This window comes from Shewanella gelidimarina (genome assembly GCF_023283945.1).
Lineage (GTDB): Bacteria > Pseudomonadota > Gammaproteobacteria > Enterobacterales > Shewanellaceae > Shewanella > Shewanella gelidimarina.
In genome coordinates, this window is sequence record NZ_JAKIKW010000002.1 from 35,363 (window position 1) to 53,311 (window position 17,949).

The following is a 17,949-nucleotide window of genomic DNA, read 5'->3' on the forward strand; positions in this document are numbered from 1 at the left end:
TGGAGGTTATCTTTTTGACAACTTGATGTAGACAAACAATGATAAAAAAATAATGCCACCGCCGATGAGCTTTTGCGTCTCTATAACCTCCCCAAGCACACTCATACTTAATATCAGTGTCCAGATAGGCTCTAAGATCATAATCAACGACGCCGTTTCAATCTTGACTGAAAACTGTCCGATGGTTTGCATGAGATAACGGAGGACTGTTGCGATCACTGTTGAAATAGCAAACCAGAATATAATATCGCGGTTGATCTCAAATGTTTCTTGGGAGGTTAATAAGATTGAAAATGCACCGCCAATGCCGACCATAAACAGCTGTAAGCAGATAGAGGTCAGTGGATTGATGCTGGTTAATATTTTTTTATTAAATACAAAGTGCAGTGACAGTAACGCTGATGCTAGCAGGAAATACCATTGGCTAGGATCTACCTGCCAACCATTGGCTAGCGTTAACAATGTCATGCCGCTGATGGCAATCGGTAAGGCTATCCAAAAGGCACGGTTTGGTTTTATTTGGAACAGTATCCATGAGGTGATTGGCGCAATAATCATCGCCAAACTCATAATAAAAGCCCCTTCAGCTAGCGTATTGGAGATAAATACTGCGTGTACCCACACTTGAACTGAGGCCGCTAAAATAAGCCCTACAGCGCAAACAGAGCTAATTTGTTTAAGGGTAAGAGTGAGAATGCGTTGGTAACAGAATGGCAGTAAAATGAGACTGGCAAGTAGAAAACGTGCGGTGATGAACGTCTCACCAGGCACTTCTAAAATGATCTGCTTTGAGGCTATCCAACCCACAGCTGCAAGCAAAGTCGCCAGCAACAATAATATCTCTCCACGTAGCGCAGGTTTTTTCATCGCGGTTATTTCAGTTTGTACTTATTTATCAATATCTTGGTGGATAAATGATTAACCCTACGAGCGCTATTCATCACAGTGCATAACCGTAGGGTATCGTTTGCTAACCTTGTGATAGATTATGACTCAAATAGTCACTCTCTGGCCAATAATCTACAAGCGGTTTAGCCCGGATTGTACTCTATATAGTCCGTTAATCCTTGCTCTGTGCCACCAAACAGGGTATTTGGATCGTGCGGCGCTAATGGGTAGCCATTTTTAATACGATTTGGCAGATCTGGGTTTGCCACAAATGGACGGCCAAAACCAACCATATCGGTTACGCCATCTTCAATCGCTTTTGCCCCTTTATCACTGTTGTAACGACCCGCATAAATGAGCACACCATGGTATGCGGCGCGCACTGCAGGTTTAAACTCTTTTGGAGTTTCAGGTGCATCGTCCCAATCAACTTCGGCAATGTGGATATAAACCACGTTGAGTGTATTGAGCAGTGCAGCGGCGGCAGTATAAGTTTCAACGGGTGTCGCATCAACAGTGCCATTGAGTGAGGTGAATGGAGCAAGACGTACACCGACGCGATCGGCGCCAATAGCATTGACCATAGCAGCAATAACTTCAGCCATAAAGCGCAATCGGTTCTCAATCGAACCACCGTATTCGTCGGTGCGAGTGTTCGCTTCAGAATCAATAAACTGGTTAATTAAATAGCCGTTTGCGGCGTGCAGTTCAATGCCATCAAATCCCGCTTCAATCGCGTTTAATGCTGCTTGTCGGTATTGACCAATGACCTGTTCAATATCAGCTTTAGTCATGGCTCGTGGTTCAACGACATCGACAAAGCCTGGTGCATCAGAGCCATTATCGATAAAGACTTTTACGTTTTTGGCTGCAAGTGCTGATGATGAGATAGGTTGCTCACCGCCAATGTTGTCAGGGTGAGTGACGCGACCGACATGCCATAGCTGAGCGAAAATGGCGCCTTCTTTGGCGTGAACTGCATCGGTGACTAGCTTCCAACCGGCGATCTGTTCAGGGCTATAAATGCCCGGAGTCCAAGCATAACCTTGGCCCATTGCTGAAATTTGAGTACCTTCAGCAACGATAAGTCCCGCAGATGCTCTTTGAGCATAATACTCAGCCATCATTTGGTTGGCGACATTACCAGGTTGACTAGCGCGAGAGCGAGTCATAGGCGGCATCACGATACGGTTTTTTAGCGCAATTTTACCCAGTTGGATTGGTTGAAATAGTGCATTAGTCATCTTGTTATTCCCCTAATTGGATCAGTTCAATTTGGTAACCATCTGGGTCGGTAATAAAGGCAATATGGGTATTACCGCCTTTCACTGGACCTGCTTCTCGAGTGACATTGCCACCGAGCGCTTTAATCTTGTCACACGCGGCATAGATATCTTCGACGCCCAATGCTATATGACCAAATGCATTACCCATATCGTATTCATTAGTGTTCCAGTTATAGGTCAGCTCAATCGTCGTGCTGTCAGCTTGATCCTCGTATCCGACAAAGACCAAGGTGTAGCGGTACTCACTATTGTCTGTTCTTTCTAATACTTTCATACCTAATACGTTGGTATAAAACTCGATGGATGTCTCAAGGTCTGTGACTCTTAACATGGTGTGTAAAAACTTCATATATTGCCCTTTGAAACGCCTCACCGAACTTGAACGTGAACAGTATGAATTGCGCGTTTTGATGATTTATTTTTGATGTACAGAGTTTATAGCGAATCAATGTAAACATAAAATTATCAAAAATTATTGATTTGATAACTGTTTTTTATGATTACTGTTTATGAATAGTTTGGTGATGTGTTTGAATCAATAGAGTGATCAATTCAATTGTTTTTTGCTTAACTCGTGGCGAGTGAGGAAGAGGCCGTCGTTCTCTATCTATATTCCCACGGACTGGATCTTAAAGGCATTGGGGCAGTGCGAAGTGATATGAAATTGTGAAGACAAGATTTATAGAGCTAAGACTTCAGATAGAAGCATTCTTATTCTGATGAGCTTAGCTTACTGTTTTCATTGCGTAAGGCATTATCAATGCAAGTCGTTCATGCCTCGAAAGCGGCAGTGAAATCGAACTGAAAAAGGCCATAGGTGGCCCATTCGTTAAAAGGTGTGAGTGGTTTAATTTGTTAGCTTAATCGTTGAAGCTGACGGCTTGATGTTATTGGTGCAGATAAAGACAGCCGAGTTTATATCAGGCTGTTCGAAATATGGCTTAAATGCATTTCCAGCTCATCTTCTGTTTTGGGGAGGCTGTTCAACTCAAAAGAGAGCGGCTGGCTACCATTGAGCATGAACACTGAGCTCGCGCCATGATCATAGTGGAACCATTTTCCATTGACACAAAGATCGGTATAACAATTTGGTAATAGTTCCATAGTGCACCTCTAAATGTTACGTTTCAGTTACTGTTAAAAGAGAAAAAGTCATCAGTAGCGTGAGCCTTGCGGCATAACGGCGGTTTGCATTTGTGACTTAGCTCACTCTTATATGACCTGAAAAGGCGTAGGCACTCATTGATCTAAATCAAATCCAATGTAATTAGCGATTCTGATGACGGATCTCAGCAACATTAAAACCTAATTGAGTGGGTTTTTACATTTAAAAAAGATGAAACGGTGCTGAGCTGTCGGCATAGTAGCGTTATGTACTTCCTTACTGAGACTATTGCGCTACAGTTAGTATTGTCGCCATAATCAGGGGGCATTAAGCCTACGTTGTTACAGCGACTATCTAATTAGATTCCACTTATCTACTTTGATCTGAGTCAACACGTTGCAAGTCGAAGCAATTCAATATTAGCGTATGGGATAATACTTATATAAGGGGGATGAGTGGCGGATGCAAAGCTTATTTTACTGCTAAAAACCAGTATTACTCTTGGCGTGCTACTCATATTGCTGGGGATCTATTGCCATAACTTTAGTGCATCGGTAGAGGCGATGGGGGTAAATGGCATCATTATCAGTGCGATGTGCATCGCTTTTGGTATGGTGTTGTCATTGCCAACAAAAATGTATCTGACGTTTATTCTCGTTAGAAGAGAATCAGAGCAGCAAAAGCAGCAAGATTAGGCTTGTTTCGATTTATGAAATGGATTTAGCGTAAAACACCTATGGTAAATCATATGGCGTTATATTGGCTTTATGTTGAATGGGAGTAGATGAACGGTTAGTCGTATGAGTTCATCGTTGGCTCGCTTACTGAGCTGTAATACCACAGACAAACATCAGCAAAACTCACTGCAATCGCATCGACAATAATGTTCTCCTCGACAGTAGGTTCAAGATTTTTAATTATTAGAAAGACAAAAGATGAACCTGACGGTTTGCCTTTTTGATCTAGTCTGAGCAATAAAGGAAAATGTCTGGCTTTAGAAAGCCAGATTTTGGGCATCATAGCTTAAATGCTAAGGTTTAAATCTAGTCAGAGTCATTAGAATTTGAAGGTATAGATGGCAACATAGTTCTGGCGACCATCACCAATATTGGCCTCAAGATCAAATGCATGGTGCTTGGTTAAGCTCCAGTCAAAGCCAATCAAACCTGCATATTTAGTGATGTTTTCTTGGTCTATTGTATAGCTTAATCCCTCTAAACTCGGCCCTCCGCTGACCTCTGCATCTGACTGACTACTTGTACCTTGAGTATCCATATAGGAGGCTCCGATGTATGGGCTGATTATGCCCCAATTCTGAACCTGAAATGAGGTTCCTATCCGAGCGCTGACAAGTAGTGTTTCTGAATTGGTTCTATTGTCGTCGGTTTCACTCCAGGTGTAGCTGAAAGGTACAAGAATAAAGTAGTGGCTAAAACCATAAACAAAGTTGGTGGTGAAACCATAATTCCAACCTGAGTAATCTGGAGATATTTTTGGTAGTTCAATGTTTTTAGGAACGTCGTCGCAAAATGCAGGCGTGACCCGGCCGCCACAAACTTCTTCTATTTTTTTAAATATGGCGGTGGGAATTTTGACATAGAGGTCGGTAGAACCTTCGAAACGTCCACCATGGACTCCCACTTGCATGAAAGGAAAGATCCATGCTGCGGCGCGCAGTTGAATGCTGGCACTTTCAACATCAGGTTGACCAAAATCAATGCTATCGAGATCGAGTAATTCACCAATGTCGGTATCTTTATAGCTAAGCCTTAAGTTTGATATGCCTAAGTCTTGTTGGGAGTAATTGGGGATAATAGAAATGGACAGCGGCAGCGGTAAATCATAACCTTTTGCAATCACCTGTTGTCCGAAAAAGGGTAAGAATCGATCCCACTTCGCATTTGGGTTGCCGCCTTTACTAGGAATGATATCTGAGCGTTCTATTTCGTTGCGATTTTCTTGGCGTTTTTCTCTGGCTGTTTGTGCTTTGGGCCGTTCTATCTCTTCACTGGATTTGAGAGGCTCTGTCGTTTGAGCGACAGGTTCATCTGTAGCGATAACCGATGATGAAAATAGAATAACAAGTAAGCTAGCCAATCGATACATGAGTGAATCCCTTTTAAAATGCTTCATTAAAGGTTAAATAAAATCCGCTTTCAGTTGCACTTCTACCGTAGTCGACCCTTACATTCATTCTAGGCTGTAGCTCATAGCGATAACCTACACCATAACTGAAAATTATATCTTCGTAGAGCTGATTAGGGTTTTCTGAAATAGAGCCCATCCCAGTAAAAACAGTCATACCGTGTCTAGTCAGTTCATGATTGCTATCTTTAAATGTATGTCGATATTCAACACTATTCTCGATGGTGTTTTTATCGCGATAATGGCCTCTATAAACACCTCTTAGCGAGTCCTGCCCACCCAAGGTTGGCATGTCATAATAGGGAATGTCGCCCTTACTCCATTGAAATTGATTGTAAAAAGCTAATACTCGGCCAACAGCAAGAGAGTAGTAGTAACGGTAGTCTAACGCCAATTTTTGATAGTCATTATCGCTCCCTATTTTTTGAGAGTAAGCGATATACTCGAAACTCAGAAAATGACCTTTCCATGCATTAACAGAAAAATCTCGAGTATCCTTTTCCAGTACGATGCCTAATCCAAGCGAAAAGGGTTTATCTTTAAACTCTTGAAAATTAGGATCATCTATCGCTGTTTGTGGCAATGAATCTTGATTCGGTTGGTAGTATTTAATCTGTAGTGCGGGGCCAATATAAAAACCATATTCGGTTTCGAAGGTTAAATTACCTTGGTAGTTAATAAAGTTGTACTCATACAAGAGATCATCGGACGATTCCTGTGCTTCTCCAGCGTCATAACCAATGCCCCAGTAATACTCATTTTGCTTACCCATTGTGAGTTTACCTATATAGCGAATGGCATTATCATCAAAAAATAGATTTTGTTTGGAACGTAAGCCTAGCCCTACGCCATCATCGAGTTCATTGGCTATCGCGACTAAAGTGACACTCGAGCGTTGTAACGCTTCTTCCGCTCTATTGGTTGAAAAAGAATATAAAGCACCAGCCGCGAGCATTAGCCCTGTTTCAGGCATATAGCCAGGTCCACCTAAAATAGAAAACAAAGGTAATCCATTTTTGGTTGAATGGTCTTTTAATGCTTTTTTGTATTGATCTTTTTTATGCTCTAACTGCTCACACTGAGTTGTACAGTTATCTAACTTTTCATCAATGTCATCGATAGCTTTTTTATAATCATTAGTACGTTGGACGGCTTGCTCTTTTTCTGAAAAATATGGCAAGTCATTAGCAACGGGTAGGCTTTCAATTGAACTAAGTTCAGTTGATTGAGCAAAGAGATAAGCTGGGAAAAGGCAAGCTAGTAAAAGCTTCTTCATAAGGTCCTGTTGCAAATAAAGTCAAATAGGTGAGGGGAGACAACGCTAATGTTGATTAATTTGTTAAAAGAAAATCGCTGTTTCAGAATAAATATAGTGTAAACCTAGCATTTTACAAACCTGGTCCGTAGCGAGCATAGATAAGGCTTATATAGAGTCAGTGGACTTGTTAAGACGGTTGTTTTCTAGTCCAGCTAAGGCCTTTTGGTGTCTTATAAGCAAACTACATTCACGATATAGAAAGGTATTAGCAAATGTAGAACGTTGTTAGTTATGTTCTTTGCCCATTTACGAAACTTACTATTAACCACTGTCATTGGGTAAGTAGACGTTAACAGGATAGAAATGCTTGTTGATGCATTCTGGTTGCTGAGCTGTAGTGACGGTTTAGTGACCCTAAATTTTATCCTCTGTGATAATAATGAAATTGTCTGCTTATATGTCATAGTGGCAGAAACTCTGCGATGCACTTAATACAAACCAAGCCATATAGTATAAAAATGTAATGGGGATCCTCTGGAACAGTAGTTGTAATATGTTTTTACTAAAGGATTATGCTGTGAGAGTAATAATGGGCATGTTCCTATACAGCGCTTTTAAAGCATGTAATAACCTACTAAACGTCTAAAAGATATGAACAAAGCCTGAATGTATTCCATATTGAATTTCTTTGTGGCCTTCAAGTTAACTCCAATTTACTTGATTTGATCCACAAGTACTAATTTGTATTTTTTATGGATTACAATTTACAACTTTTTAATTTACGTCTCATAAAGTGACAGATAATTATTTATTTTTGATGTGATTCATTAGTCTGTAGATTGTTTGGTTAGTGATGTTTTAAATTACAAAATAGGGTGTTCTTAAAAGAAGAATTAGTTATTGATAGCACTCGGTTGTTAATCGCTTACTTTAGGTGATTATTATATTTATCGTCAAATGACGACCATATCGAAATCCATTCTAAAACGGCAAGGTTAATGATAGAACGACTAATCGCTGCAAATCCTAAGTGAAACGGTATGATGTGTTGTTGGAGAAGATAGTTGGGCTCAATGACCTGATCCAATGCAGGTGTATCGGACCGAATAAGTAACCTTACGCCTCATATTAATCTGTCTCAGCTTATAGGTTTAGCTTTATCTATCTGTTATCAATGATTTTATAGTAATTTATGTAAAAGCATATATTAGCTAGGCATGTTAGGTGGAACTTTGTACATAACTTGCCAATGTTGTCATATTTAATAATGTTTTACACTCAGTAATCAGTTAATTCTACCGAATGACTTACTGGTGAGAGTATGAAGAACGAGCAAGTAACAGGACTTTATTTTAATGAGAGCAACCATCGTATGTGGATTATGTATACACAGTTATACCCCGAACGTATCGATGGCGTAGACAGAGAACTATATGTGGGACTATTAAAACAATTAAGCAAAACTAATGGAACGCGTGATGACCTCTACCAATTACTCTTATTCAAAAGACAAGCAGAACCATGTGTTTTCGACGTTTTTGAAACATCTTCGTCAAAATAACGACCTGTCACAAGAGCAGCTATGTTTACACCTTAGGCAACACAGTAGTCTTTTTTATAACTTAGATACTATTACTGTTAGTCGCTGGGAGCGTGGTGTCAATATTCCATCTTTAGCTAAACAAGCCGAAATAGTTGAACTGTACGATAATGAACTCACTAGTATTTATAGCCGGGATAAACAGTTCTTAAAAGAGTGTAGCAATTTAGTGGCTATTCCTAATGCGCCGGAGATTAAATCAAGCCACCCCTATTACGCAAATGATGAGTATCAGATTAAAAATATTGATATTGAAGATGATAGTTTTTACTTAGTGCTAAAGATGATCCTACGTTATGAAGGTAATCCAAGTCTTAAATTAAAGCATCCTCTTGAAGATTTTTTTTGGTTGAAAAATGTAAAAATATCCATAGCAATCGCATTTAACGGTCAAATTGTTGGCCATGGTTTGTACCTTGAAACATCGGCTCAAAATTTTCTTGAACTAGTCAATATCAATAGTGATCTGAGTGAAATAGTGGCTAATTGCGAACACAAAGATCGTGACGCAATGTTAGTTTTGTCCTCCGCTGGTGCAACTAAACAAGTTGAAAACAGCATCATGTCGACTTATATCAATCAATTTTCTCAGCAAAAATATCTACGCTACCTCTGCTTTAGCATCTGTGATGAAGGGTTCATCAAAAAACTAAACACGGCCAAGTTAGAGCCGTTTAAGGTAAGAAATATGGAATTTAACGACAGAATGATTGCTATTCACTCCTTTCTATTAAGTCGCTCTGAATTGATGGCGAATCGATTTTTACTTAAGTTAGCGGTGATATCGCCGAAGCGATTAGTCACCTTTCTTGGCAATGATGAACAAGGAGGTCGCTCATGAAGATACTTATTGTTGATGATCAGGCATTTGTAAGAGAAACAATAAAAAGCGAGTTTATCCAAATAGCGCCTGAAGTGAGTTTTGATTTCCATGAAGCCGATTGTGGTAATAAGGCAATCGAGATGCTTGAACATAATAGCTTAAGTGATCTGCCAACTATCGAATTGGTGATAGCAGACCTGAAAATGGAAAATGGTGATGGTCTTGCCATTATCAACCACATGGCGACAACCCGTAGCCGTGAGATCCCAATAGCAATAGTCAGTTCTTCTGATAAACGAACACTTGAACTCATTGGTAATATTACTAACAGCTTTAGTTTAAATTTAGTCGGGGTATTTCAAAAACCACTGGATATTAGTGATATTTACGCTTCAATAGCAGCAAAAAAAGCCTTTCCACAAGAACCTGATATATCCGAAGAGATCACGCCTATTTGTAATGAGGCGAACATCACTTCATTACTAAACGAAGAGAATTTGTTTCTGTGCTATCAACCAAAGATAAATATAAAGACAGGCGAACTAGTCGGTTTTGAGGTTTTGTCTCGGCTTTGCATTCAAGGTGATGGGTTTATCTACCCTGATAAGTTTATCCCTTTGATTGAAAAGGCTGGCTTGAATTGTCAATTTACCAAGTTAGTGCTCAATCAGGCGTTATCGCAATGGCATCTATTTGAGAAACTTAAGAGCTATAGCTTATCCATTAATATTAGCGCTAATGATCTGTTATCTGATGACTTTATCAATTATGTAATTGATAAACATTTAACTAATTCTGATATTAAACTAATGCTCGAACTGACGGAGTCTCAGCAAACGATCAATCAAGATCGCTCCTTACAGGCTATCGCTAAGTTGATTATTAATGACATTCCGATATCGCTAGATGACTTCGGTAAAAGCTATTCCACTTTTGACCGGTTAGACAGTATTCCATTTGATGAAATCAAAATTGATAAAGACTTTGTGTCAGATCTTGATGTCAATTTACAGCACCAAGCCATTGTTGAGTCAACGATTGCTTTAGCCCGTAAACTTAATGTCAAAGTCGTTGCTGAAGGCGTAGAAACGTTATCGGTACTAAAGCGACTACAGATGCTCGGATGCCATATTGCACAAGGTTATTTCATCAGCCCACCCATCGAAGGGCGCTATTTAATGGCTTGGATTAATGAATACAACCTACAACACGAGTGCCAATATGTCAGCTGCTAGCCAAGGGATTAAAACTAAACTCCGTACTTTCTTTGCTCATTTTAATGATGATAGTCGAAGTCACCTCTATGGAGTATTAGCATTAGAATTGGATAACCTGGCTTTTGAGGCGAGTTTATTATCTAGCACTAATACCGTTAATATTTCGGCACAACTTCATAAGTACAAAGGGATATGTCGGTATTTGAAAATTCACAATGAAGCGCTATACAGCGATGAAACCAACAAAATTGAACTGCTCGGCAATATCACTTGTCTTCAAGGTTTACTTAAGGATATTGAAAGTGAAATTTAGTGGTCTTGCCCGCGTAGCCTTTGTCGTTGGGGTGTTAGGTACAATGCTGATTGATGTTGCGCTTTGGAATCATGGCCAAGAGGAAATGGCGAAGCAATACCAAAGTCGGGCTGATAAACTGTACGATTCATCTAGAGACATGTTAATCCAGCACCGAATTATGATGGATGCACTTCGCTCTTTTTTTAATGCTTCTGATGAGGTCACTAATGCCGAGTTTACGCTCTTTGCTAAAGACTTACTGAAAATAAAATCGGCAATTGCATTTACGTTGGGTCCAGATTTAAAGCCGAAATATATCTCCGACCCGGAATTTTATGATGTTATAAATTCCGAGCGTGCTCATACGGAACTTAATGGCAAAATAACTTATGAGGTTGAAGATTTTGCCACCATAGTTATCAGTATTGATGAGCCTAAGCAGCCCTATCTTGTTTATGCGGTCTCTCATAAAAGACTACAGCGAAAAATAGAAGAAAATAGTGATGTTTGTGAGAGGTTTACGTTAGGCGATAGGACACTTAGTAATCTCGAATGTCAGCGCCATGAAGGCAGGTTTTTAGCCTCGTTACTTGGGTTTCATTCAGAGCAATTTGTTGATGTACCAGAATATAATACCAGCTATCGTTTGTCTGTTGATTACATGCCCACAAAGAAAGAGATGCTTGAAATAGCACAACTTTTAGTCGTATTTACGTTGTTCGGATTGACGTTCTCACTGCTCGTTTCTTTGATGATTCAAAATCGTAGCGATAAAGAAAAGCAGCGTATTGAGTCAAACTCAAAATTGGCATTATTGTCTACACTCAATCATGAGATTAGAACACCGATTAACGCTGTTTTAGGTTATGCCAATATGTTAAAGGCACAGGCTTGTTGTTCAGTAAGTGGTAAAGACACACTCGATAAAATCATCTGGTCAGCTAACTTACTTAATAGCGTTGCACAAAACACACTAACCTACAGCAAGGCTAGCTCAGGAACTTTAAAGCTGCATTATGAAGAGATTAACTTTCCTCAATTCCTGCACAAAATTGACGATTATTATCGGGCGTTTAGTCATACACATAAAAAACACTTAGAAATGGAATTCTCTGGGGATATTCCTGAATTTATCCAACTAGATGACACGAAGTTTTTCCAGTTAACCACCAATTTTATTAATAACGCCTTTAAGTACAGCAGTGGAGACCTTGTGATCTTTAATGTCAAAGTTCGTCCATTGCCACACCATCTAGTGGATACGTCAGAAATGGGGAAAAAGCCTTTAGATGGCTTTGTTAGAGTAGCGGTTAAGGATTTTGGCAAAGGAATGTCAAAAGCATCAATGGAAGCAATAACAAAACCTTTTACCACCGATTTGAAATCATCCTTGGCGCTTAAATCGGGCATTGGAATTGGCTTGTATACCTGTAAAAAAGTGATTGAGAGTGTGGGAGGTAGTATCAGAATCCGCAGTCGTAAAAATCAAGGGACTTTAGTGATCTTCCAATTTCCTTTTCGGCTAACTAATACGTCACATGACCAAGAATTTGTAGTCGACCCAATGGTCAAACAGTACAATTCAAGTGTGAGTATTACAGCGGCAAAGGAGACTGATCAGCTGGCCTTAAATGCCAAGATTCATCAATCCAATGTAACTAACAGAAAACAGATATTACTCGTAGATGACAATCTTTTTAATTTAGAGGTCTGTAAGTCAATGCTCGAAAGTGATGGATACATAGTCACAACAGCTAAAGATCGACGAGAATCAATTAGTGCGTTAAATAACATTTATGGTGAAGCTCTGGCAGCTAGTGAAGCCCCCTCTCTTATTGTATTAATGGATTACATGCTTGACGAAACTGATGGTTTAACACTGATATCGTCATTAAGAGAGTTAGGTTTTCATCAGCCAAAGTATTTTATTCTATCTGCCAATTGTAAAGATGAAATACCAAAGTCAGCTCTGTTCCCTGAGATTACTTTTTTACAAAAACCACTTGATATCAAAACGATAAGAGCGCTAAATGACTCGAGTTTTCTCAAGCCATTTTGAAGTTAAAGCTAACAAAATAATATCTAGAGTTTCTCGCATTAGATTGACGTTGTGTTCATTCTAATTTAGATGTTCTATTGAAAATGCAGGGTCGATATAGGCTGTTGAATTTGTTGGGTTTGATAGCAAATTAAGATGGCTCGATGTGGTCTATGAAGTACGTTTCTTAGAGTATTATGGTCGCTGCTATTAGCCCTTATATGAAGAGCTTGGAATATCTGACATTCGTCGCGAGCAGACATTATCGATAACCTCTTTTTTAGAACATTCGGTAACCATGCTTTATTTCTCTTTTACGCTACTATTTTAAATTTCCAGAGGGAAGGTTAACTCATTCTCTTGAAATTATTGATGAATAAATATAGTTGGAGTTTGTTTGAATAATACTAAAGGCAGCCTGTTTATGGTTGCAGCAATGGCAGCGTTTTCCATAGAGGACATGCTAATTAAAGCGGCCGCAGAGACCACATCTCTTGGGCTTATTTTGTCGTTATTTGGCCTTGGTGGCATGCTGATTTTTATATTGTTGACGTACCGGCAAGGGCAGCGCGTTATTCATCCTGCTATATTATCTAAAGCAGTATTAATGCGGGCTGTTTGTGAGATTGTCGGGCGATTTTGTTTTGCCTTAGCGATTACATTAACGCCTCTATCGAGTGCATCGGCGATCTTGCAAGCGACTCCCCTGATTGCAATGATTGGCGCTGCGCTGCTATTTGGCGAGCAAGTGGGAGTTAAGCGTTGGCTTGCTGTGCTGGTCGGATTTATTGGGGTGTTAATGATTATTCGTCCAGGCCTTGCAGGATTTGAGGCGGCGTCTTTATTTGCGGTAGTGTCCACTTTAGGCTTTGCGGGTCGAGATTTGGCAACTCGTGCAGCGCCGCCAGTTTTATCCAACTTGCAGCTTGGAGTGTATGGCTTTTTCGTGTTGATCCCGACAGGGTTAGTCATGCTGATATATCAACATGAACCGCTACAAATCAATGGCACGGCAACGATACAGATTTTAGGGGCGATAGTGTTTGGGGTGATGGCATACAATGCATTGACCATAGCGATGCGTGCGGGGGATGTGTCTGTTATTGCTCCTTTTCGTTACACCCGTTTACTGTTTGCTTTAGCATTAGGCATTTTTGTATTTGGGGAGTCGCCCGATCTGCTGACTCTATTGGGCAGTTTACTGATTGTTGCCAGCGGCGCTTACACGCTTATGCAAACGCGAAGTGTGTTGAAAAGGAATACAGCGTAGATCTGCATGCTTGTAGTGAAAGGATCTGCTTCTTATTGAGGAGCAATGCGGCAGCGGTTAAATATAACCACTGCCGTATTGAATGACTTGCTCGCTTACTTTTAAGTATAACGTTAAGGCTGTTTTTTTAGCACGTTATCGATGTCTGCTGCGCTATGGCGCTCGGCGAGTTGCTCCCACTCTTCACCCCAAGTACGGTTAACTATTTGGCCACGCTTAACGGCACTGCGCTGGCTAACCTTTTTGGCCCAACGCTGAACGTGAGTGTAGCTTGAGACATCAAGGAATTCTGCTGCATCATAAATATTACCGAGTACTAGGCTGCCGTACCAAGGCCATATCGCCATGTCAGCAATACTATATTCATCACCCGCGATGTATTCATTGTTTGCCAGTTGTTTGTCGAGTACATCCAGTTGGCGTTTGGTTTCCATAGTGAACCGGTTGATTGGGTATTCGAATTTCTCGGGTGCATAAGCATAAAAGTGTCCAAAACCACCCCCAAGATAAGGCGCTGAACCTTGCAACCAAAATAGCCAGTTCATGGTCTCTGTGCGCGCGGCAATGTTACTCGGTAAGAAATGGCCAAACTTCTCTGCAAGGTACAGTAAAATACTGGCTGACTCGAATATTCTGATGGGGTTCTCACCAGAATGATCAACTAAGGCGGGGATTTTGGAGTTTGGGTTAATATCGACAAAGCCGGAAGAGAATTGCTCGCCTTCACCAATATTAATCAGATAAGCATCGTACTCCGCTTCGATAACCCCTTTTGCTAATAACTCTTCCAGCATAATAGTGACCTTTTGGCCATTAGGCGTTGCCAGCGAGTGCAGTTGCAGTGGCTGCTTACCGACAGCAAGAACGTGCTGATGTCTGCTACCCGAATCCGGTCTGTTGATGCTTGCCCATTGGCCACCATTTTCGCTATCCATTGTCCAAACGTTTGCCGGTGTATATTGGTTGCTCATAAAGTTTCCTGTTGGTTTAGTCACTATTACTTATCGATATGGGGCTGATTATCTAGATTAAAACCTTTGTGGGTAGAACTGTTGGTAATGAGAAAGTATTACATCGTCTAACTTAAATGTCGGTCGGAGGGGGATTAAACATAAGCATTTTTTAAGCATCTTGCTAGGGGCTGTTGATCTTTCACGGTTGTTTTTGCCGCCGTTTATTGGCTATTTTGACAAGGCGGAGGCTATGTCGTTTAGTCATTATCCACAAATAGCCTACAACAGCGTAAAAATAGCCAAGAAGCGCGGCCCTTAGGGTTCGTTTCAATGCTTTTAGTCTTTTATGACTAGAGTGCGTTACGCGCTTTCACTGAGACTGCTAAATCATCGCTCAAGCCTTGTACTCAAATCATTCTTCTTTACGGGAAAGAGTCGAACAAAAACTAAGCTCGAAAGATCAGCAGCCCCTGGTGGTAGGCTCAGTGTTAGCCTACCACTTGTTTGGCGGTGTTAAGCCAAACTCAAATAAATGGCAGCGCCACTGGCGATGAGCGCGAGTAATGGCAACGCATTTTGAAGCATTTTGGTTTGTAACAAGTTCCGATGTTTCTCTGTGGAGCACAATGTGTTTTGGGTCTCAGTTAGGGCATCGGTTAACTGAGTTACTTTAGCATCGGCATTCTGTATACCTTGACTCATTTCAGTGGTGATTAACTTTAGCTGTGCCATTGCCTGAGTTTGGGACTGAAGCGTTTGTGTCATTTGCTCTTTGTTTGATTGAAGTGACAAGGCCATTTCACTGCTGCTCTGCTTAAGGTGTTCAATGGCTTCAGCTTGAGATTGAAGCGTTTTTATCATGTGTTCTTTGTCTAACTGGAGTGATTGAACTTGCGCCGTTAAGTGGAGTATCACTTTGTCTTGTGACATATCTTTTTGCTGTTTAGCGACACTTTTTTGCTGTAATTCAACAATCAATTGTTGACGGTTATCCGCGCCTTGAATGATTTTTTGTGAGGTTTTATCAAGGTGGGCAATCTTTGCGCTTTGCTCGCTATCAAGGATCTCTTTGACCTCGACAAAATCATCAAGCTGGGTTAATTTCCGTTCATGATTTTCTATCTGTTCCGATTGCGCCAGTTGATAGCTAACCTGCTGCTCGATTTTAGTGACGATTGCGATCGCCGCGTCTTTTTGGTTGGAGTCTAATGTAAGATCATCTTCTTTCAGTCGAGTCATTTTCTCAACCAGTGCTTGATGAAACTCCTTTAAAAAGCCATTTTTTATGTTTTGCACTTTAAGGACGATCGTTAAAATGCTTTGAGTGACCTCTAAACTGGCGCCAAGATTTTCGATCATCGCGGCGAGATCTTTATCATTGCGGCCTGAAATACTCCCTAGCGCAGTCCCCCAAAAACCTTTTTCACTTATTTGAGTTGCCAGCTTTTGCACATCTTTGGTGGTTTTTAAGGCTGAGGTTAATTTGCCGAGATTACCTTCAAAGTCTTGATAGAAGACTTGGTACTCTTTCCGTTCGATTAATGTTTGCTCGGTGGTTACTAACGTCACTATTTTGTTCCTAAGGTAATACTGTTTAGTCTATCTTCAATGCTAAAAGCGCTGATGGCTTGATGCTGCTTGAGTGTTGCTGTCTGCGCTTTTAAATCAACAATCAGCTCTTTGGATGACTGTAGGTACTCTTCTAATCCATTGACTAAAACCATACTTTTTTCAGCGTTACTGACCAGTTGCTCACAGGCACTGACTTGTTGTTGGTAAGATAGTTGGGCGGTAAACTTGAAGTCGATAATCTTTTCGACAATCAAGGGCACGACCCCTGAAAGATAGTGGCTTGAAATACCAAAACCAATCGCTGCAATAGTGGCTGCCAAATAGGGGGCGAATGGGGTGATTGCCGGAAATAGCGCGATAAGATTAGCTTCAATTATCGGATCTAATGCATCCCAAATAACAAGACAGCCACTGGTTATAATGGTTTCTGAAATTTTTTGAATCAGCTCCGCTTTGGAGAGGGTTTTCGCACCTTTATAGAGCTGCCATGCGGCGTAACCAAGGTCAAAAATGTTACGTGCCAGTTGGTACACCTTGCGTATTGCACTGGCAAAAGCATTGACGATGAATTCAAAAATGCCTTTGAGTAAGGTCCCTGGATGTTTAACTATATTCTCAATGACATGCCAAATTTTACTGAATAGGCGTTTGATGCGTATTTTCAGTTTGTCCTCGCCACCACCGACGATATCAACTAACTCATCTTTGAGGGCTTTAAGGCAGGCTGTGATCAAGCTTTCAAGTACTGACCAGCCGACGTTACTGGCGGCTTCCTTTGCTGCACCAGCGGCTAAACTCGCAGTACTGCCAGAGGCATCTTTCATCTTCTTGGCTTCAATGTTTGAGCGTGTGCCTTGCTCCTGCAGTAACTCCTCGCGTGCATTGACCTCTGGAGCTGCCTCTTTAATTAGGTGAGCTTCAATGGCGGCTGCCGTTTCTTTTGATTCGCAGCTGATAAATTTTACCGTGCAGCCCTCTGTTAGCTGGTCACTCAATTTGTATTGCTCGCCACTGTCGAGTTTTTGTTTGTTTTCATTGAGGTGGCCAGCGTGCCAGCGGCGACGAATATTATTGCTATCGCCGACATAAACAGCAGAGTTGTTTTTGTCATAAACAACATAAACTCCGGGAGTCGCCGGCACTTGATGTAAACCTTCCGCAATACCATTTTTAACGGTGAACTGACCATCGAACTGCATATCTGATAGTGATGATATGCCGTGCGATAAGCTCTTAGCGATCATCTCTTTCCACGCCACACCACGATTTGCAACAGCCATCACAGAGTCGCTAGAGGTGGCGTTTAATGTGTCGGAAATCGAGGTGCTAATCGTTGCCTTATGACTATTGGGTAGGGAGTTGTTTTTGTTTCTGGCACCACCGACAAGCTTACGTGTGACATTATCTATTGCCTTATCGACAATGGCGTTAGAAAGTGGCGATAAAGTATGTGTGGTGTTGGGAATGGGAGAGTCATTCACTTTGTAAATCCTTGCTAT

16 protein-coding genes are annotated in these 17,949 nt (G+C 40.9%); 6 read left to right on the top strand and 10 right to left on the bottom strand.

What is annotated here, in order from left to right; translation table 11 throughout:
• Window positions 1–6: 6 nt before the first annotated feature.
• From L2729_RS02015 to L2729_RS02030, 4 genes are all read right to left on the bottom strand, one after another.
• Entirely contained in the window at window positions 7–867 is an 861-nt protein-coding gene (locus tag L2729_RS02015; RefSeq protein WP_248986744.1) for a DMT family transporter, read from the bottom strand.
• 164 nt (window positions 868–1,031) lie between these two features.
• On the bottom strand, window positions 1,032–2,132 hold the full coding sequence (locus L2729_RS02020) for an alkene reductase (protein WP_248986745.1): 1,101 nt from the start codon (window positions 2,130–2,132) through the stop codon (window positions 1,032–1,034).
• A gap of 4 nt (window positions 2,133–2,136) precedes the next feature.
• A complete protein-coding gene (gloA, locus tag L2729_RS02025) occupies window positions 2,137–2,523 on the bottom strand; it encodes a lactoylglutathione lyase (protein ID WP_248986746.1) in 387 nt (128 codons plus the stop codon).
• Between the two features lie 566 nt (window positions 2,524–3,089).
• A complete protein-coding gene (locus L2729_RS02030) occupies window positions 3,090–3,278 on the bottom strand; it encodes a hypothetical protein (RefSeq protein ID WP_248986747.1) in 189 nt (62 codons plus the stop codon).
• Window positions 3,279–3,734: 456 nt separating this feature from the next.
• On the opposite strand from L2729_RS02030, the gene L2729_RS02035 reads away from it, so the two are divergent.
• A complete protein-coding gene (locus L2729_RS02035; protein ID WP_248986748.1) occupies window positions 3,735–3,974 on the top strand; it encodes a hypothetical protein in 240 nt (79 codons plus the stop codon).
• A gap of 97 nt (window positions 3,975–4,071) precedes the next feature.
• Here the strand turns inward: L2729_RS02035 and L2729_RS02040 are convergent, their stop codons facing one another.
• The 3 genes from L2729_RS02040 to L2729_RS02050 are packed head-to-tail and all read right to left on the bottom strand — an operon-like array spanning window position 4,072 to window position 6,700.
• The gene (locus tag L2729_RS02040; protein WP_248986749.1) at window positions 4,072–4,299 is read right to left on the bottom strand and encodes a hypothetical protein; all 228 of its coding nucleotides are present in this window, start codon (window positions 4,297–4,299) and stop codon (window positions 4,072–4,074) included.
• Between the two features lie 36 nt (window positions 4,300–4,335).
• Window positions 4,336–5,385: a hypothetical protein gene (locus tag L2729_RS02045; RefSeq protein WP_248986750.1), complete on the bottom strand. Its 1,050-nt coding sequence runs from the start codon at window positions 5,383–5,385 to the stop codon at window positions 4,336–4,338.
• Window positions 5,386–5,398: 13 nt separating this feature from the next.
• A complete protein-coding gene (locus tag L2729_RS02050) occupies window positions 5,399–6,700 on the bottom strand; it encodes a BamA/TamA family outer membrane protein (protein WP_248986751.1) in 1,302 nt (433 codons plus the stop codon).
• A 1,460-nt stretch (window positions 6,701–8,160) separates the two neighbouring features.
• Between L2729_RS02050 and L2729_RS02055 the strand changes: the two genes are divergently transcribed.
• The 5 genes from L2729_RS02055 to L2729_RS02075 all read left to right on the top strand — a co-directional run bounded on the left by L2729_RS02055 (window position 8,161) and on the right by L2729_RS02075 (window position 13,925).
• Window positions 8,161–9,123, top strand: a complete 963-nt coding sequence (locus tag L2729_RS02055; RefSeq protein ID WP_248986752.1) for a helix-turn-helix domain-containing protein — start codon at window positions 8,161–8,163, stop codon at window positions 9,121–9,123.
• Window positions 9,120–10,340: an EAL domain-containing response regulator gene (locus L2729_RS02060; protein ID WP_248986753.1), complete on the top strand. Its 1,221-nt coding sequence runs from the start codon at window positions 9,120–9,122 to the stop codon at window positions 10,338–10,340. The genes L2729_RS02055 and L2729_RS02060 overlap by 4 nt, the downstream gene beginning before the upstream one ends.
• Window positions 10,297–10,635 carry a hypothetical protein gene (locus L2729_RS02065; protein ID WP_248986754.1) on the top strand — a complete coding sequence of 113 codons (339 nt, stop codon included), beginning with the start codon at window positions 10,297–10,299 and terminating at the stop codon, window positions 10,633–10,635. The genes L2729_RS02060 and L2729_RS02065 overlap by 44 nt, the downstream gene beginning before the upstream one ends.
• Window positions 10,625–12,676 (top strand): hybrid sensor histidine kinase/response regulator, encoded by a 2,052-nt coding sequence (locus L2729_RS21760; protein WP_248986755.1) that lies wholly within the window; start codon window positions 10,625–10,627, stop codon window positions 12,674–12,676. Before L2729_RS02065 ends, L2729_RS21760 begins: the two co-directional genes overlap by 11 nt.
• Before the next feature lie 376 nt (window positions 12,677–13,052).
• Window positions 13,053–13,925, top strand: coding sequence for a DMT family transporter (locus L2729_RS02075; RefSeq protein ID WP_248986756.1), 873 nt, complete (start codon window positions 13,053–13,055; stop codon window positions 13,923–13,925).
• A gap of 113 nt (window positions 13,926–14,038) precedes the next feature.
• Here the strand turns inward: L2729_RS02075 and yghU are convergent, their stop codons facing one another.
• The 3 genes from yghU to L2729_RS02090 all read right to left on the bottom strand — a co-directional run bounded on the left by yghU (window position 14,039) and on the right by L2729_RS02090 (window position 17,931).
• Window positions 14,039–14,896, bottom strand: coding sequence for a glutathione-dependent disulfide-bond oxidoreductase (gene yghU, locus L2729_RS02080; RefSeq protein WP_248986757.1), 858 nt, complete (start codon window positions 14,894–14,896; stop codon window positions 14,039–14,041).
• 495 nt (window positions 14,897–15,391) lie between these two features.
• Window positions 15,392–16,447 (bottom strand): coiled-coil domain-containing protein, encoded by a 1,056-nt coding sequence (locus L2729_RS02085; protein WP_248986758.1) that lies wholly within the window; start codon window positions 16,445–16,447, stop codon window positions 15,392–15,394.
• Window positions 16,447–17,931, bottom strand: a complete 1,485-nt coding sequence (locus L2729_RS02090) for a GIY-YIG nuclease family protein (protein ID WP_248986759.1) — start codon at window positions 17,929–17,931, stop codon at window positions 16,447–16,449. Before L2729_RS02090 ends, L2729_RS02085 begins: the two co-directional genes overlap by 1 nt.
• Window positions 17,932–17,949: the final 18 nt, after the last annotated feature.

Bases quoted from the DNA above. Each gene is read 5' to 3' on its own strand.
- L2729_RS02015 (WP_248986744.1), bottom strand. From the start codon at position 867: ATGAAAAAACCTGCGCTACGTGGAGAGATATTATTGTTGCTGGCGACT.
- yghU (WP_248986757.1), bottom strand. From the start codon at position 14,896: ATGAGCAACCAATATACACCGGCAAACGTTTGGACAATGGATAGCGAA.
- L2729_RS02020 (WP_248986745.1), bottom strand. From the start codon at position 2,132: ATGACTAATGCACTATTTCAACCAATCCAACTGGGTAAAATTGCGCTA.
- L2729_RS02040 (WP_248986749.1), bottom strand. From the start codon at position 4,299: ATGATGCCCAAAATCTGGCTTTCTAAAGCCAGACATTTTCCTTTATTG.
- L2729_RS02050 (WP_248986751.1), bottom strand. From the start codon at position 6,700: ATGAAGAAGCTTTTACTAGCTTGCCTTTTCCCAGCTTATCTCTTTGCT.
- L2729_RS02055 (WP_248986752.1), top strand. From the start codon at position 8,161: ATGACCTCTACCAATTACTCTTATTCAAAAGACAAGCAGAACCATGTG.
- L2729_RS02045 (WP_248986750.1), bottom strand. From the start codon at position 5,385: ATGTATCGATTGGCTAGCTTACTTGTTATTCTATTTTCATCATCGGTT.
- L2729_RS02030 (WP_248986747.1), bottom strand. From the start codon at position 3,278: ATGGAACTATTACCAAATTGTTATACCGATCTTTGTGTCAATGGAAAA.
- L2729_RS02060 (WP_248986753.1), top strand. From the start codon at position 9,120: ATGAAGATACTTATTGTTGATGATCAGGCATTTGTAAGAGAAACAATA.
- gloA (WP_248986746.1), bottom strand. From the start codon at position 2,523: ATGAAGTTTTTACACACCATGTTAAGAGTCACAGACCTTGAGACATCC.
- L2729_RS02065 (WP_248986754.1), top strand. From the start codon at position 10,297: ATGAATACAACCTACAACACGAGTGCCAATATGTCAGCTGCTAGCCAA.